14 protein-coding genes are annotated in these 15,609 nt (G+C 69.1%); 10 read left to right on the top strand and 4 right to left on the bottom strand.

The genetic code is table 11. The features are described from left to right. The first annotated feature begins 73 nt into the window (after positions 1-73). The 5 genes from OSC30_RS10510 (at position 74) to OSC30_RS10490 (ending at position 7,481) form a co-directional block, all read left to right on the top strand. Positions 74-664 carry an IMPACT family protein gene (locus OSC30_RS10510; protein WP_267171799.1) on the top strand — a complete coding sequence of 197 codons (591 nt, stop codon included), beginning with the start codon at positions 74-76 and terminating at the stop codon, positions 662-664. Between the two features lie 124 nt (positions 665-788). Beyond that, positions 789-2,780: an OPT family oligopeptide transporter gene (locus tag OSC30_RS10505; RefSeq protein ID WP_267171798.1), complete on the top strand. Its 1,992-nt coding sequence runs from the start codon at positions 789-791 to the stop codon at positions 2,778-2,780. Between the two features lie 162 nt (positions 2,781-2,942). Beyond that, positions 2,943-4,712, top strand: coding sequence for an ABC transporter transmembrane domain-containing protein (locus OSC30_RS10500; RefSeq protein WP_267171797.1), 1,770 nt, complete (start codon positions 2,943-2,945; stop codon positions 4,710-4,712). A 186-nt stretch (positions 4,713-4,898) separates the two neighbouring features. Further along, positions 4,899-5,885, top strand: a complete 987-nt coding sequence (locus OSC30_RS10495; RefSeq protein ID WP_267171796.1) for a ligase-associated DNA damage response exonuclease — start codon at positions 4,899-4,901, stop codon at positions 5,883-5,885. 3 nt (positions 5,886-5,888) lie between these two features. Then, positions 5,889-7,481: an ATP-dependent DNA ligase gene (locus OSC30_RS10490; RefSeq protein WP_267171795.1), complete on the top strand. Its 1,593-nt coding sequence runs from the start codon at positions 5,889-5,891 to the stop codon at positions 7,479-7,481. Between the two features lie 105 nt (positions 7,482-7,586). Here OSC30_RS10490 and OSC30_RS10485 read toward each other — a convergent pair whose 3' ends face one another. Beyond that, positions 7,587-8,354: an FHA domain-containing protein gene (locus OSC30_RS10485; protein WP_267171794.1), complete on the bottom strand. Its 768-nt coding sequence runs from the start codon at positions 8,352-8,354 to the stop codon at positions 7,587-7,589. Positions 8,355-8,450: 96 nt separating this feature from the next. Between OSC30_RS10485 and OSC30_RS10480 the strand changes: the two genes are divergently transcribed. Continuing rightward, positions 8,451-8,735 carry a polyhydroxyalkanoic acid system family protein gene (locus OSC30_RS10480; protein WP_267171793.1) on the top strand — a complete coding sequence of 95 codons (285 nt, stop codon included), beginning with the start codon at positions 8,451-8,453 and terminating at the stop codon, positions 8,733-8,735. Positions 8,736-8,818: 83 nt separating this feature from the next. Beyond that, positions 8,819-9,037 (top strand): translation initiation factor IF-1, encoded by a 219-nt coding sequence (infA, locus tag OSC30_RS10475; protein WP_019466733.1) that lies wholly within the window; start codon positions 8,819-8,821, stop codon positions 9,035-9,037. Positions 9,038-9,443: 406 nt separating this feature from the next. On the opposite strand, the gene clpA is transcribed toward infA, so the two are convergent. Then, positions 9,444-11,714, bottom strand: coding sequence for an ATP-dependent Clp protease ATP-binding subunit ClpA (gene clpA / locus OSC30_RS10470; protein ID WP_267171792.1), 2,271 nt, complete (start codon positions 11,712-11,714; stop codon positions 9,444-9,446). Positions 11,715-11,780: 66 nt separating this feature from the next. Further along, entirely contained in the window at positions 11,781-12,107 is a 327-nt protein-coding gene (gene clpS / locus OSC30_RS10465) for an ATP-dependent Clp protease adapter ClpS (RefSeq protein ID WP_267171791.1), read from the bottom strand. A gap of 130 nt (positions 12,108-12,237) precedes the next feature. Between clpS and OSC30_RS10460 the strand changes: the two genes are divergently transcribed. The 3 genes from OSC30_RS10460 to hflD are packed head-to-tail and all read left to right on the top strand — an operon-like array spanning position 12,238 to position 14,478. Continuing rightward, positions 12,238-12,726 carry an NUDIX hydrolase gene (locus OSC30_RS10460; RefSeq protein ID WP_267171790.1) on the top strand — a complete coding sequence of 163 codons (489 nt, stop codon included), beginning with the start codon at positions 12,238-12,240 and terminating at the stop codon, positions 12,724-12,726. Then, on the top strand, positions 12,723-13,835 hold the full coding sequence (gene mnmA / locus OSC30_RS10455; RefSeq protein ID WP_267171789.1) for a tRNA 2-thiouridine(34) synthase MnmA: 1,113 nt from the start codon (positions 12,723-12,725) through the stop codon (positions 13,833-13,835). The genes OSC30_RS10460 and mnmA overlap by 4 nt, the downstream gene beginning before the upstream one ends. Before the next feature lie 19 nt (positions 13,836-13,854). Beyond that, on the top strand, positions 13,855-14,478 hold the full coding sequence (gene hflD / locus OSC30_RS10450; RefSeq protein ID WP_267171866.1) for a high frequency lysogenization protein HflD: 624 nt from the start codon (positions 13,855-13,857) through the stop codon (positions 14,476-14,478). Positions 14,479-14,606: 128 nt separating this feature from the next. On the opposite strand, the gene OSC30_RS10445 is transcribed toward hflD, so the two are convergent. After that, positions 14,607-15,533: a LysR family transcriptional regulator gene (locus tag OSC30_RS10445; RefSeq protein WP_267171788.1), complete on the bottom strand. Its 927-nt coding sequence runs from the start codon at positions 15,531-15,533 to the stop codon at positions 14,607-14,609. Positions 15,534-15,609: the final 76 nt, after the last annotated feature.

The raw sequence follows: 15,609 nt of genomic DNA, 5'->3' as shown, positions 1-15,609 counted from the left end.
GTGCGCGATGCGCCCGGCCTGGCGGTGGAGCGGCGCGTGCTACCGTGCCCGCGTTTTCCATCACCTCGTCCGCATGTCCGACACCCTGCACGTCCTCCTCGCCCCCCACCGGCACGCCCAGGACATCCGCAAGAGCCGCTTCCTCGCGCAGGCCGCGCCCGTGTCGTCGGTCGAGCAGGCGATGGCTTTTTTGCAGGAGGTGGCCGACCTCGCGGCCACGCACAACTGCTGGGCCTACCGCATCGGCCAGGACTACCGCTTCAACGACGACGGCGAACCGGGCGGCACCGCCGGCCGCCCGATCCTGCAGGCGATCGAGGGCGCGGGCATCGACCGCGCGATGGTGGTGGTGACGCGCTGGTACGGCGGGATCAAGCTCGGCGCCGGCGGGCTGGTGCGCGCCTACGGTGGTACCGCAGCCGAATGCCTGCGCCTGGCCGAACGCGAGCCGCTGGTGGCGATGGTGCGTTTGTCCGTGCATTGCCCGTTCGCCGACCTGGCGCTGCTCAAGGCGCGGTGCCCCGCCTGGCAGGCGCGGATCGAGCACGAGAGCTTCGATGCCGAAGGTGCCACGCTGGAACTGGAGCTGCCGGCCGACCAACGCGAGGAGGCCTGCGCGCGCATCGTCGACCTCACCCGCGGCCAGGCCCGCCTGCGCGCGTGACAGGCTGGCGGGTGGGGTGCGATCGGCCCTATCCGCTATGCTCCGGCTGCGGGCGCCGGGGAGCGGCCGCGAGGGGCGTGCCGCTTCGGGCGCGCAGGGGAACCAACCAGAACGGAACCGCCACGTGACTGCCCAATCCCAAGGCGCCAAGCGCATCGAATTCACCCTGCGAGGCCTGATCATCGGCATCGTGATCACCGTGGTGTTCACCGCGGCCAACGTGTTCTTCGGCCTCAAGGCCGGGCTGACCTTCGCCACCTCGATCCCCGCCGCAGTGATCTCGATGGCGATCCTGCGGGCGATGAAAAACTCCACCGTGCAGGAAAACAACATCGTGCAGACGGTGGCCTCGGCCGCCGGCACGCTGTCGGCGATCATCTTCGTGCTGCCGGGCCTGATCATCATCGGCTGGTGGAACGGCTTTCCGTTCTGGATGTCCTTCGGCATCTGCGCCACCGGCGGCGTGCTGGGCGTGATGTACACGATCCCGCTGCGCCGCGCGCTGGTCACCGATTCGGACCTGCCCTATCCCGAAGGCGTGGCCTGCGCCGAGGTGCTGAAGGTCGGTTCCAGCAGTTCGCCGGAGGCGGCCGAATCGGTCGAGTCCGGCGGCGCGGGCCTGAAGGCGGTCATCGTCGGCTCCGTCGTTTCGGCGGTGTTCTACGTGGTCGTCAAGACCCAGCTGTTCGCCGAAGCGGTGTCCAACTACTTCCGCGTCGGCGACCGTGGTGCGGCCACCGGCTTCGACTTCAGCCTGTCCTTCGCGCTGTTCGCGGTCGGCCACCTGGTCGGGCTGTGGGTCGGCGTGGCCATGCTGGTCGGCGCGTTGATTGGCTGGGGCTGGGCGGTGCCGCACTTCCTGCTGCTGCATCCGGAAGCCGGCGGCGCGGCGGAAGCGGCTCAGGCCACCTGGAGCCATTACGTACGCTTCGTCGGCGCCGGCACCATCGGCGTGGCGGCGATCTGGACGCTGGCCAAGCTGGTCAAGCCGGTGATCAGCGGCCTGGCCGGCGCCATGGCCGCCTCGCGCGTGCGCAAGGCCGGCCAGCTCGCCACCCTGCCGCGCACCGAGCATGACATCCCGATCGGCATCGTCGGCCTGGTCACGCTGGTCTGCCTGGTGCCGGTGGCGTGGCTGCTCGGCCACTTCGCCAACGTCAGCGGGCTGGGCTCGCATACCGCACTGCTGGTGATCGGCGGCGTGATTTTCGTGGTGATCCTGAGTTTCCTGGTCTCGGCCGTGTGCGGCTACATGGCCGGTTTGATCGGTTCATCCAACAGTCCGCTGTCGGGCGTGGGCATCCTGGTGGTGATCATCGCCGCGCTGCTGCTCGTGCTGGGCGTCAAGGCGATGATGCCGGAGGACGCCGGCAAGGCGCTGGTGGCGTTCGCGCTGTTCATCACCGCAATCGTCTTCGCGGTGGCATCGATCGCCAACAACAACCTGCAGGATCTCAAGACGGGCCAACTGGTCGACGCCACGCCCTCGCTGCAGCAGTGGGCGCTGGTGGTCGGCGTGATCGCGGGCGCGCTGGTCATTCCGCCGGTGCTGGACCTGCTCAACCAGGCGTACGGCTTCCTCGGCGCGCCGGGCGTGGATCCCTCGCGTGCCCTGCCGGCACCGCAGGCCGGTCTCATCTCCGCGCTGGCCCAGGGCGTGATCACCGGCAACATCGACTGGAGCCTGATCGGCATCGGCGCGGGGATCGGCGTGGCGCTGATCGTGGTCGACGAGGTGCTGGTGCGCACCGGCACGCCCGCACGCCTGCCCCCGCTGGCGGTCGGCCTGGGCATCTACCTGCCCACCTCCACCACGCTGATGGTGGTGGTCGGTGCACTGGTCGGCGCCTGGTTCGACCGGCGCGCGGACCGCGGCCGCAATGGCGACGCCACCAAGCAGCTCGGCGTGCTGCTGGCGTCCGGCCTGATCGTCGGCGAGAGCCTGCTCGGCGTGGTGGTAGCGGCGGTGGTGGCGATCTCGGGCAGTCAGACGCCGCTGGCGCTGGTCGGCGAGGGCTTCGAAACGCCGGCGATCTGGATCGGCGGCATCGCCTTCATCGCCTGTATCGTCGTGATGTACCGCTGGATCGCCCGCATGGGCCGCGCCGCCACCTGACGGGTCGCGATTTGCCCTGTAGGAGCCCACTCGTGGGCGATGCTCTTCGCTCGGATCGAACAAGAGCATCGCCCACGAGTGGGCTCCTACAGGTTCACGTGGCTTGGGGCGATGGGCTGGCGCCCCCACATCGGGTGACTCCCGCTGGAAGCCGCCCTCCCGATGAGTGATCCCACGCCCGCCGACAAACCGGCCCGCCGCGTTGGCGCCCTGCGCCAGCTCTGGCCCTTCCTCAAGCCGCACAAGGCGCTGGCGATCGGCTGGCTGGTTTTCCTCGGCCTGTCCTCCGGCTCGACGCTGGTGCTGCCGATGGCGGTCCGGCACATGATCGACGCCGGCTTCGGCCACGCCAGCAGCGACACCATCAATCGCACCTTCCTCGGGTTGTTCGCCCTGGCCCTGGTGCTGGCCTTCGCCACTGCGGCACGCTACTTCTGCATCACGCTGCTGGGCGAGCGCTCGCTGGCGGCCCTGCGCACGAAGCTGTACGCGCACGTGATCCGCCTGGATGTGGGCTTCTTCGAGCGCTCGCGCGTGGGCGAGCTGACGTCGCGCCTGGGCACCGACACCGAGGTGGTGCAGGCGCTGATCGGCTCGGGCATTTCGGTGGCCCTGCGCAGCGTCGTCATGCTGCTGGGCGCCAGCGCCATGATGGTCTGGACCAGCCCGCGCCTGGCCGGACTCACCGCGCTGGTGATCCCGGCCGTGATGCTGCCGATCCTGGTGTTCGGCCGACGGGTGCAGAAACTCTCGCGCGCCAGCCAGGACCGCCTGGCCGACGCCGCGGCGATCGCCAACGAAACGCTCAACGCCGCGCCGGCGGTCAAGGCCTACGCGCGCGAAGGTATCGAGAGCGGCCGCTATGGGCATGCCATCGTGCGCGCGCTGGAGAGCGCACGCCGGCGCATCGGCATGCGCGCGCTGCTCACGGCCGGGGTGATCGTGTTGTTCTTCGGCGCCATCACGCTGGTGCTGTGGGTCGGCGCGCGTGACGTACTGGCCGGCGAGCTCGATGCCGGCATCCTGGGCCAGTTCGTGCTGTACGCGGTGTTCGCCGCCGGCTCGGTGGCCGGCCTGTCGGAAGTCTGGGGCGACGTGCTGCGCGCCGCCGGCGCCATGGAACGCATCGGCGAGCTGTTCGCGGAGCGCCCGCAGATCGCCGATCCGCCGCAACCGCTCGCCCTGCCCAGCCCGCTACGCGGTGCGCTCGCCTTCGAGCACGTCGGTTTCCACTATCCCTCGCGACCGGACGCACCGGCCCTGCACGACTTCACGCTCGACATCCGTCCCGGCGAAACCGTGGCGCTGGTCGGCCCTTCCGGCGCCGGCAAGAGCACCGTGTTCGCGCTGCTGCTGCGCTTCTACGATCCGCAGACCGGCAGCATCCGCCTCGATGGCATCGACCTGCGCGCGGTCGCGCTGCCGGCACTGCGTGGCGCGCTCGCGCTGGTGCCGCAGGAGACCGTGATCTTCGCCGGCAGCGCCGCCGACAACATCCGCTTCGGCCGACAGGATGCGACCGACGACGAGGTCCGCGAAGCGGCCCGCGCCGCCGAGGCGCACGATTTCATCAGCGCGCTCGGCGACGGCTACGCGGCCGAACTGGGCGAGCGCGGTGCGCGACTGTCGGGCGGCCAGCGCCAGCGCATCGCCATCGCCCGCGCGATCCTGCGCGATGCGCCGCTGCTGCTGCTGGACGAAGCGACTTCCGCGCTGGACGCGCAATCGGAGGCGGCCATCCAGCAGGCCTTGGAGCGTCTGGAAAAAGGCCGCACCACGCTCGTGATCGCCCATCGCCTGGCCACCGTGCAGCGCGCCGATCGCATCGTGGTGATGGATGGCGGACGGATCGTGGCCCAAGGCACGCATGAGAGCCTGCTGGCCGAGGGCGGGCTCTACGCCGAGCTGGCACGGCTGCAGTTCGTGGCTTGATCCCGAGACCGTTCGGGCCCTGATCCCCGAACTGTTCGGGCCCTGATCCACCGAAACCGTTCGCCCTGAGCGTAGGCCCACAGGGCCGAAGTCGAAGGGCGGCCAAGCCAGCGAACGGGTTTCCCTTACCACTCCACGGTCCCCATATTGGCGCGGCATTGACGCGCCCGCCCCTAGCGTCGCCACGTGCCCGACCTCCTGCTCGATCCGCGGCCCGAAGGCCTGTACTGCCCCGCCGGCGGCTTCTACATCGATCCGGCCGAGCCGGTGGCGCAGGCCGTGGTGACGCACGCGCATGGCGACCATGCGCGCCAGGGCAACGCGCGCTACCACGTGGCGCGCGCCGGGCTCGGGCTGATGCGCGAGCGGCTGGGCGAGCCGGCGGCGATCGAGGCCTACGACTACGGCGAGGCATTTACGCTCGGCGAGGTGCAAGTGTCGCTGCATCCGTCCGGCCACATGCTCGGCGCGGCGCAGATACGCATGGAACACGCCGGGAACGTGGCGGTGGTTTCGGGCGATTACAAACGCGAGCCGGATCCAACCTGCGCCGCCTTCGAACCGGTCCCCTGCGACACCTTCGTCACCGAATCGACTTTCGGCTTGCCGGTCTACCGCTGGCCGCCGATGACGCAGGTGATCGATGAATTGCTCGCATGGTGGGACGACTGTGCCCGCCGCAAGGTGTCGGCCGTGCTGTTCTGCTACGCGCTGGGCAAGGCGCAACGGCTGCTCGCCGAGCTTGCGCCCCGCATCGATCGCGTGATCTACCTGCACGGCGCGCTGCTGCGGTTGACCGAGCTCTATCGCGAGGCGGGCGTGGCGCTGCCGGCGACGCAGCCGCTGGAGGAGCATGCGCGTGGCGCTGCGCTGGCCGGGGAGCTGGTCCTCGCGCCGCCGTCGGCCGCCGGTTCGCCGTGGATGCGGCGCTTCCCCAACGCCTCGACCGGGTTTGCGTCGGGCTGGATGCAGATCCGAGGCAACCGCCGCCGGCGAGGCTACGACCGCGGCTTCGTGGTGTCCGACCATGCCGACTGGGACGGACTGGTGCACAGCGTGCGCGACAGCGGCGCCAGGCGGGTCTACGTCACCCACGGCGACGGCCACGCATTGGTGCGCTACCTGCGCGAGCACGGCCACGATGCGCTGCCGCTGGCGGCGCTGGGCGCCTGAGCCATGCGCCGCTTCGTCCAGCTCTACGCCGCGCTCGACCGCACCGGCTCGACCACCGCCAAGCGCGACGCCATCGCGGCCTACCTGCACGACGCGCCACCCGACGACGCCACCTGGGCGGTCTACGTGCTCGGCGGCGGCAAGCTGCGCCGGCTGGCCAGCGCCACCGAGTTGCGCCAGGCCACGCGCGAAGCCACCGGTTATCCCGATTGGTTGGTGGAGGAAAGCTACGCGCACGTGGGCGACCTGGCCGAGGCGATCGCCTTGCTGCTGCCGTCCGGGGCGTCTGGCGACGATGCCGCGCTGCACGTGTGGATGGAGGATCGGCTGCCCGGCCTGGCGCGGCTCGATCCGGCCACCCGCGTGGCACAACTGCGATCCTGGTGGCAGGCCCTGCCGACGGACGAGGTCTACCTGCTCAACAAGCTGATCACCGGCGCGCTGCGCGTGGGCGTATCGCGGCGGCTGGTGGTGCAGGCGCTGGCGCAGTGGTCGCAGTTGCCTACCGACCTGATCGCCCATCGCCTGAGCGGCGACTGGACGCCGGGCGCCGCCTCGCTGGCCGCCCTGGCGCAACCGGCGGAGGATGACGCCCATCGCGCGCACCGGCCGTATCCGTTCTTCCTGGCCTCGCCGCTGGAAGCGCCGGTGGAGAGCCTGGGGGAGCGCGACAAGTGGCTGGCCGAATGGAAATGGGACGGCATCCGCGCCCAACTGATGCGTCGCGACGACCAGGCGCAGCTATGGTCGCGTGGCGAGGAGCGGCTGGATGGCCGCTTCCCGGAGATCGAGCAAGCCGCCTGCACCCTGCCCGCCGGCTGCGTGCTCGACGGCGAGATCCTGGCCTGGGATGGCGCTGCCTCGGCGCCGCGGCCGTTCACCGCTTTGCAGAAACGCATCGGCAAGCTCAAGCCAGGCGCCAAATTGCTCGCCGAAACACCGGTGCGCTTCATGGCCTACGACCTGCTCGAACAGGACGGCGCCGACCTGCGCGAGCGACCGCTGCGCGAGCGGCGGGAACGGCTCGCCACCCTGCTCGAGGGCATGCCGCCGACGCTGCTGCTCTCGCCGGCCGCCGACACGGACGGCTGGGCGGCCTTGACGCAGTTGCGCGAGCAATCGCGCGAGCGACACACCGAAGGCCTGATGCTCAAGCGCCTGGATTCGCCCTACCGCGTCGGCCGTCGACGCGGCGACTGGTGGAAGTGGAAAGTCGATCCCTACACGCTCGACGCGGTGCTGATCTACGCCCAATCCGGCCACGGCCGCCGCGCGGGATTGTTCACCGACTACACCTTCGGCGTGTGGGATCGCGGGCACCTGGTGCCGGTGGCCAAGGCCTACTCTGGGCTGGACGATGCCGAGATCGCGCGGCTGGATGCCTGGGTCCGCGCGCATACGCTCGAGCGCTTCGGGCCGGTACGCTCCGTCGAACCCGAGCATGTGTTCGAACTGGCGTACGAGGCGATCCAGCGATCGAGCCGGCACAAGTCGGGCGTGGCCGTGCGCTTCCCGCGGATCCTGCGCTGGCGGACGGACCTGTCGATCCGCGACGCGGACCGGTTGGAAGACCTCAAGCGCATGGCGGAAGGTTGATTGCCACCATGGCGGCCCCTGTAGGAGCCCGCCTGCGCGCGACCGCGTGCATCCCTGTCGCGCACAGGTGCGCTCTTACAGAAATCTCGTTACGGGAGCATGCGGCTAGAACCGCACCAGCAGGATCAGCGCGATCAGCAGTGCCAGCACCGCGGCCGTGGCGATCAGCCACCACACCTCGCCGCGCGGGCCGGCCTCGTCCTCGGGCAGGTGTTCGGCCGGCACGTCAGGGGCGGTACCGACCGGTGCAGGCAACAACCCGGGAGCGTCTACCAGGAAGCGGTGCATGGCGATGCCGAGCTGGTCGCCAGGTTGCAGCGCCGCCTGCTCAACCGCCACGCCGTTGAGCCGTAGCGGGTACCGCGGCGGGGTCGATCCGGCGGCCACGCGCAGCTCGCCCTCCTTCCAGAACAGCGCGAGCGTGGCGCTGGCTGCCTGCGGCAGCTCCAGCGGTTGGTCGCCCTGCGGCCCCAGCTCCAGCCGCTCGTGCAGGGGAAACACGCGTCCGGACAGCGGGCCGGCCACCGCCCGCAGCGCCGCCGTGCAATGCCCCTGCTCCGTCATCGTCACCGGCGCGCGCGCCGACGGCGCCTCGTCCGTGCACAGCAGCATGCGGCAATCGCCCAGACTCAGGATGTCGCCGGGGCGCAGCAGCGCGCGCTCGCGCACGGGACGCGCGTTGACGTACACGCGGCCGGCGCCGGAAAGCACCTCCAGCACCCAGCCACGGCGATCCTGCAGGATGCGCAGGTGGTGCGCCGAACCTTGCTGGGCCGACACCACCAGGTCATTGTCCGGCGCGCTTCCGATGCGCAGCGCGACCTGCGTCCAGCGGAGCTCCTCGCGGGCCGAATTGGGGAACTCGATGCGCATCTGTGAACGATCCAAAGATGCAGGGGACTCTAGCAGAAGCATGGCATCTCCTTCGCGCACGCCGCGTAAGATGGGCGTCCCCTACGGAGGCCCTCCATGCCCAAGATCGACATCCGCCGCCCGCACCACCTGCCGCCGGACCAGGCTCGCGCCGTGGTCGACAAGGTCGCCGCACGCATGCGCGAGAAGTTCGACATGCAGAGCCAGTGGCAGGGCGACACCCTGCGCTTCTCGCGTTCGGGCGTGAGCGGGGCGATCGCCATGGCACCGGACGCCGTCCACGTCACCGCCGAACTCGGCCTCATGCTGTCCCCGCTCAAGGGCATGGTGGAGCAAGAGATCCGGCGCAAGCTGGACGAGTATTTCGGAGACACCGCCTGAGGTTTCTTTAATCAGGCGCCCGGACGTGGCATACTTCCCCGCTTACGCGGCCGCCACGGCCGGGCCCAGACACACCGGAACGCATGGCCAAAGACGACGTCATCGAAATGGAAGGCACGGTCCAGGAGACCCTGCCCAACACCATGTTCCGCGTGCAACTGGAGAACGGGCACGTGATCACCGCCCACATCTCCGGCCGCATGCGCAAGCATTACATCCGCATCCTCACGGGCGACAAGGTCAAGGTGGAAATGACTCCCTATGACCTGACCAAGGGGCGGATCACCTACCGCATGAAGTAGGGCCTGCGAGACGAGGAAAAAGGCCGCGCACTTGCGCGGCCTTTTTCGTGGGCGTCATTCCTGGTTGCACAGCGGTCGGGCCTGCCCGCGCGCGCTGTGTAGGAGCGCACCCTGTGCGCGACCGCGCGGCGGCACGAAACTCCGCGGTCGCGCACAGGGTGCGCTCCTACAGGGAACCTCGAAGAACCCTCTTTTTGCTCAGCGAAAGCGCACTGCTGCCCGGATCTGCGGGGCCTCCGATGGAGCTCCTCCCCCTGCTTGCAGGGGGAGGTTGGGAGGGGGTGAGGCTTTGATCTTAAAGCCAAGAGCCCCCCTACCCAGCCCTCCCCTGCAAGCAGGGGAGGGAGCCGAAGCGGCGCCTGTCACCGGGAGTTTTTCGAGATCCCCTGCAGGGGCAGAGGCGAATTTACTCCACCACCGCCGGCATCTTCTCCGCCGCCTCGGTCTCCACGTGCAGCTCGCCGTCGCGCACGCTCAGCAGCACCTTGCCGCCTTCGGCCAGCTTGCCGAACAGCAGTTCGTCGGCCAGCGCCCGCTTGACCTTCTCCTGGATGACGCGGGCCATCGGCCGCGCGCCCATCTGCGGGTCGAAGCCGTGCTCGGCCAGCCAGCGACGGGCCTCGGCGTCCACGTCCAGCGCGACGTGCTTGTCGGTCAGCTGCGCCTCCAGCTCGATCAGGAACTTGTCGACCACGCGCAGAATGTGCTCGAAGTCCAGCGGGTGGAACTGGATGGTCGCGTCCAGACGGTTGCGGAACTCCGGCGTGAACATCTTGCGGATCGTCTCCATCGCGTCGGTGGCATGGTCCTGCTTGACGAAACCGATGGTGCGCCGGGCCGCCTGCTGTGCGCCGGCGTTGGTGGTCATCACCAGGATCACGTTCTTGAAATTCGCCTCGCGCCCGTTGGTGTCGGTCAGCACGCCGCGATCCATCACCTGCAAAAGGATGTTGAATACGTCCGGGTGAGCCTTCTCGATCTCGTCCAGCAGCAGCACGGCGTGCGGGTGCTTGGTCACCGCCTCGGTGAGCAGGCCGCCCTGGTCGAAGCCCACGTAGCCCGGGGGCGCGCCGACCAGCCGCGAGACCGAATGCGCTTCCATGTACTCGGACATGTCGAAACGGATCATCTCGATGCCCAACTGCAGCGCCAGCTGCTTGGTCACCTCGGTCTTGCCCACGCCGGTAGGGCCGGCCAGCAGGAAGCTGCCGATCGGCTTGGTCGGGTCGGCCAGGCCGGAACGGGCCATCTTGATCGACGCGGCCAGCGATTCGATCGCCTGGTCCTGGCCGAACACCACCATCTTGAGGTTGCGCTCGAGGTTCCTCAGCACGTCGCGGTCGGACGCGGAGACCTGCTTGGCCGGGATCCGCGCCATCTTGGCCACGATGTACTCGACCTCCGGCACGTCGATCCTGTCGACACGCTGGTCTTCCGGCAGCAGGCGCTGGCGTGCGCCGGCCTCGTCGATCACGTCGATGGCCTTGTCCGGCAGCAGGCGGTCGGGGATGTGCTTAACCGACAGATCCACCGCGGCTTTCAGCGCCTCGTTGGTGTAGGCGACGTTGTGGTGCTCCTCGAAGCGGGTCTTCAGGCCCTTGAGGATCTCGATGCTGTCGGCCACGGTCGGCTCGACCACGTCGATCTTCTGGAAGCGCCGCGCCAGCGCGCGGTCCTTCTCGAAGATGCCGCGGAATTCCTGGAAGGTGGTCGACCCGATGCAGCGCAACTCGCCCGAGGCCAGCATCGGCTTGATCAGGTTGCTCGCGTCCATGGTGCCGCCCGAGGCGGAACCGGCGCCGATGATGGTGTGGATCTCATCGATGAACAGGATCGCGCCCGGCTGCTTCTTGAGCTGGGTGATCACCGCCTTCAGGCGCTTTTCGAAATCGCCGCGGTACTTGGTGCCGGCCACCAGCGCGCCCAGGTCCAGCGCCCAGATCACGGCACCTTCCAGCACCTCCGGCACCTCGCCCTCGACGATGCGCTTGGCCAGGCCCTCGGCCAGCGCGGTCTTGCCCACGCCGGCCTCGCCCACGTAAAGCGGATTGTTCTTGCGGCGGCGGCAGAGCACCTGGATGGTCCGCTCGATCTCGTCCTGACGGCCGATCAGCGGATCGATCTTGCCCTCCAGCGCCAGCTCGTTGAGGTTGGTGGCGTACTCGCTGAGCGGGTTGCCCTTGCTGTCGGCACCCTCTTCGCCCTCGCGCTCGCTGCCAGGCATGCCGGCGCTCGGCTCGTCGCCGATCTTGGCGATGCCGTGCGAAATGTAATTGACCACGTCGAGCCGGGTGATCTCCTGCTGATGCAGGAAATAGACGGCGTGCGAGTCCTTTTCGCCGAAGATCGCCACCAATACGTTGGCGCCGGTGACTTCCTTACGGCCGGACGATTGCACGTGGTAGACCGCGCGCTGCAGTACACGCTGGAAGCCGAGCGTCGGCTGGGTGTCGCGTTCGTCGCCGTGTGGCAGCACCGGCACCGTCTCGGCGATGATCCGCTCGAGTTCGGCCGACAGGCGCGGCAGGTCCACGCCGCAGGCGCGCAGGGCGCCCAGGGCGGACTGGTTTTCGGTAAGCGCGAGCAGCAGGTGCTCCACGGTCATGAACTCGTGGCGCTGCTCGCGGGCCTGCTTGTAGCAGTGCCCGATGGTGACTTCGAGATCCTTGCTGAACATCCGGACCTTCTCCGCTGGGGATGGCGTGGGCGGCCGTTTGCCGCGATGGCTACAAGTTGGGGTCGCTCATAGCTTTTCCATAGTGCACAACAAGGGATGCTGATGAGTCCGTGAGTACTCGTTCACCTGGGTCACTTTCGTCTCCGCCACCTCGCGGGTAAAGACGCCGCACACCCCCTTGCCCCGGGTATGCACGTGCAGCATCACCTGGACCGCCTGCTCCTGGTCCATGCTGAAAAAACCGCGCAGCACTTCGACTACGAAGTCCATGGGAGTGAAATCGTCATTCAGCAACACCACCTGGAAAAGCGGCGGCCGTGACAGTTCCGGTCGGCTGGTCTCGACGGCCAGGCCATGTCCGGTGCCGGGGTCGTGTTCGGGTTCGTGGGCCATGTTTCGCGGGGGACGTTTCTACTGTTCTGGAGTATAGCTGCGACGCATGCAGCCCAAGGTCGCGCCCTCGTGCAGGCCGCGCCTTGTTTAGGTGATGGCACAATGACGCATTTCCAGCCCGCCTTCTCCGATGCCTGTCACTTCCTCCGATTCCTCCGTCTGGTGCCCACGCGTCACGGTCGCCTGCGTGGTCGCGCACGGCGATCGCTATCTCATGGTCGAGGAGGAGGTCGGCGGCCGGCTCGCCTACAACCAGCCGGCTGGCCACCTGGAAGACGGCGAGAGTCTGCCGCAGGCCGCCGTGCGTGAGGCGCTGGAGGAAACCGGCTGGAGCGTCGCGCTCGAGCACTTCCTGGGCGTGCACCAGTGGCGCAGCGCCGAGCATGGCGAGGGCGTGGTGCGCTTCAGCTTCGCCGCAAGGCCGCTGGCGCACGATCCGGATCGGCCGCTCGACCGGGGCATCCGCCGCGCACTGTGGTTGACCCGCGCGGAAATCGCCGCGCTCGGCGAGCGCCTGCGCAGCCCGATGGTGCTGCTCAGCATCGACGCCTGGCTGGCGGGCCGGCGCCTTCCGATCGACGCACTGTCCAGCCTGCTCGCGCGACCGGCCCGGCCATGAAGGTGATGGCGGGCGTTTCCGGTGGCGTCGACTCGTCGGTCGCCGCGCTGCTGCTGCAACAGGCCGGCCACGCGGTCGAAGGCCTGTTCATGCAGAATTGGGAGGAGGACGAGCGCAGCGGACCCTGCACCGCCGACGCGGACCGCAAGGACGCCCTCGCCGTATGCGGGCGCCTCGGCATCCCGTTCCATGCGCGCAACTTCGCGGCCGCGTACTGGGATGGCGTGTTCGCGCATTTCCTGGCCGAGTACCGCGCCGGCCGCACGCCGAATCCGGACGTGCTGTGCAATCGCGAAATCAAGTTCAAGACCTTTCTGGACGAAGCGCAGGCGCTGGGTTCGGAAAAGATCGCCACCGGCCACTACGCGAGGGTCGACGCGCGCGACGGCCAGTACCGCCTGCTGCGCGCCGTGGATGCAGCCAAGGACCAGACCTACTTCCTGCATGCGCTGGGCCAGCAGCAGCTGGCCGCCACGCTGTTCCCCGTCGGCGAGATCGAGAAGGCCCGGGTGCGCGAGCTGGCCCGCGCCGCCGCGTTGCCGACGCACGCGAAAAAGGATTCGACCGGCATCTGCTTCATCGGCGAGCGCGATTTCCGCAGCTTCCTGGCGCAGTACATCCCCGCGCGCGCCGGCGAGATGCGCACGCCGGAGGGGGCCTTGGTCGGCGAGCACCAGGGCACCATGTATTACACCCTCGGCCAACGCAACGGGCTGGGCATCGGCGGGCGCCAGGGCAGGAGCGGCGAGCCGTGGTACGTGGTCGGCAAGGACGTGGCGGCGAATGTGCTCTACGTGGCGCAGGGCGGCGAGAACCACTGGCTGCAATCGACGCGCCTGCGGGCCGATACGCCGACCTGGGTGGCCGGCTCGGCGCCCGCAAGCGTGTTCCGCTGCACTGCCAAGACCCGTTACCGGCAGGCGGACCAGGACTGCGAGGTGCAGCTGCTGGCCACCGGCCTGGAAGTGCGCTTCGCCCAACCGCAGCGCGCCGTGACGCCGGGCCAGTCGGTGGTGTTCTACGACGGCGACGCCTGCCTGGGCGGCGCCGTGATCGCGGCCACCGACGCACCGTTCGGTGGCCTCTCCCCTCTTCCCGCAGGAACCTGACGTGCTCGACATTCTCGCCATGAACGAACCGCGCGTGCTCGCGCTGGCCGGCCTGTTCCAGGCGGTGGGCCTGGCGCAACAGCTGGCCAACCAGGGCCGCTGCGACGAGGCGGCGATGGAATCGAGCGTCGCCAGCGTGTTCCGCATCGACGCGCCCTCGGTGGCGGCGGTCTACGGTGGCGTTGGCGGGGTGCGACTGGGCCTGCGCAACCTGATCGGCCAGCTCGACGACAACAGCCGCGACATGGCGCTGACCCAGATGGCGGTCACCGTGATGCGGCTGGAACGCAGCCTGGCCCGCCGCAGCGAGCTGAACGCCAAACTGCAGGAGGGCATCGTTGGCGCCAAGCGCCAGGTCGACCATTTCGGCCAGGACTCGCCGCAGGTCGTGCGGCGACTGGCCGACGTGTACGCATCCACCCTGTCCACCCTGAGCCCGCGCGTGATGGTCAGCGGCAACCCGCAGTTCCTGCAGCAACCGGCGGTGGTCGAGAAGGTGCGTGCGAACCTGCTGGCGGCCGTGCGTTCGGCCGTCCTGTGGCGCCAGGTCGGCGGCAGGCAGTGGCAGATCATCCTCAACCGCCGCCAGTGCAGCATGCTGGCGCGGGGCTTGTTGACCGGGGTGACGCTGGACAACGGTTGATCCCGAGGGGCATGCGTTGGGCCGCATCCCTTGTAGGGGCGCACTTGTGGGCGATGCTGTTACGTCTGATCGCAGTGCCTCGAGCAACACCAGGAGCATCGCCCACAAGTGGGCTCCTACAGTGATCGCTACAGCGACACCACCAGGCCGGGGCGTTGCCTGGCTACCTTGCAGAGCAGTTCGGCGAACGCCTGGATGTCCGCATGCCAGGGCGACGCCTCGCGCCAGTACAGCGCGATCTCGCGGCCCGGCGCAGCGCCATCGAGTTCCGCCAGGGTCAGTTCCGGCATCGAGGCAAGCCGCTCGCGTGCCAGCGCGGGCACCAGGGCATAGCCGCCGCGCAGACCGACCAGTGCGGCCAGGCTTTCCAGGCTCACGTCCTGCACGTGGCCGCCGTACCCGCCGCGGCCGTCGATGCCGTCGGGATGGCTCTCGGCCATCAGCGTCGCCTCTGCCTTGTCCAGTTCGTCCAGCGACACGCGGTCGCGGCCAGCCAGCGTGTGGTCGGCACGGAACAGCACCTGCCACGGCTCGGCGAACAAGGGTCGGCTGGCGATCCCGCTGGCCGCGTTGGCCGGCGGCGCCAGTACGGCATCCAGCTCGCCTTCGTGCAGGCGACGAAGCAGGCCGCGGGGCTTGCCTTCGGACAGGCTCAGCCGTGCGGCGGGAAAATGCAGGGGAAACGGCTCCACCAGATGCGGCAGCAGGTATGGCCCGAGCGAGGCCGGCACGCCCAGCCGCAGTTCGCCGCCGAAGGCGACCGCGCCGGCGCGCGCCGCCTGTTGCAGATGTTCGGCCGCATCCAGCACCGCGGCAATGCGCTCCAGCAACCGCTGTCCGCCGGCGGTCGGCACGATGCGCCGGCCGCCGCGCTCGAACAGCGGCGCGCCCAGCGCCTGTTCGACCTTCTGCACCTGATGCGACAGCCCCGACGGACTGATGTGCATCGCCCGCGCGGCGCTGTTGAAGCTGCCATGGCGATGCACCGCCTGCACCAGCGCCAGGTCGCGCAGCGATACCGCCGAGAGCGCCGTCGAAATCATCGAATGCTGCATGTCACCAAAAGCGTTTGTGCGGCGACGGAAGGCGTCGCATCCTAGGCGGCGAACGGCGAAACGCCGGCGCTTGCTG

Source organism: Frateuria hangzhouensis (genome assembly GCF_026410505.1).
GTDB lineage: Bacteria > Pseudomonadota > Gammaproteobacteria > Xanthomonadales > Rhodanobacteraceae > Frateuria_A > Frateuria_A hangzhouensis.
The sequence above is the reverse complement of the archived record's forward strand: the minus strand, read 5'-3'. Positions and strand labels throughout refer to the sequence as shown.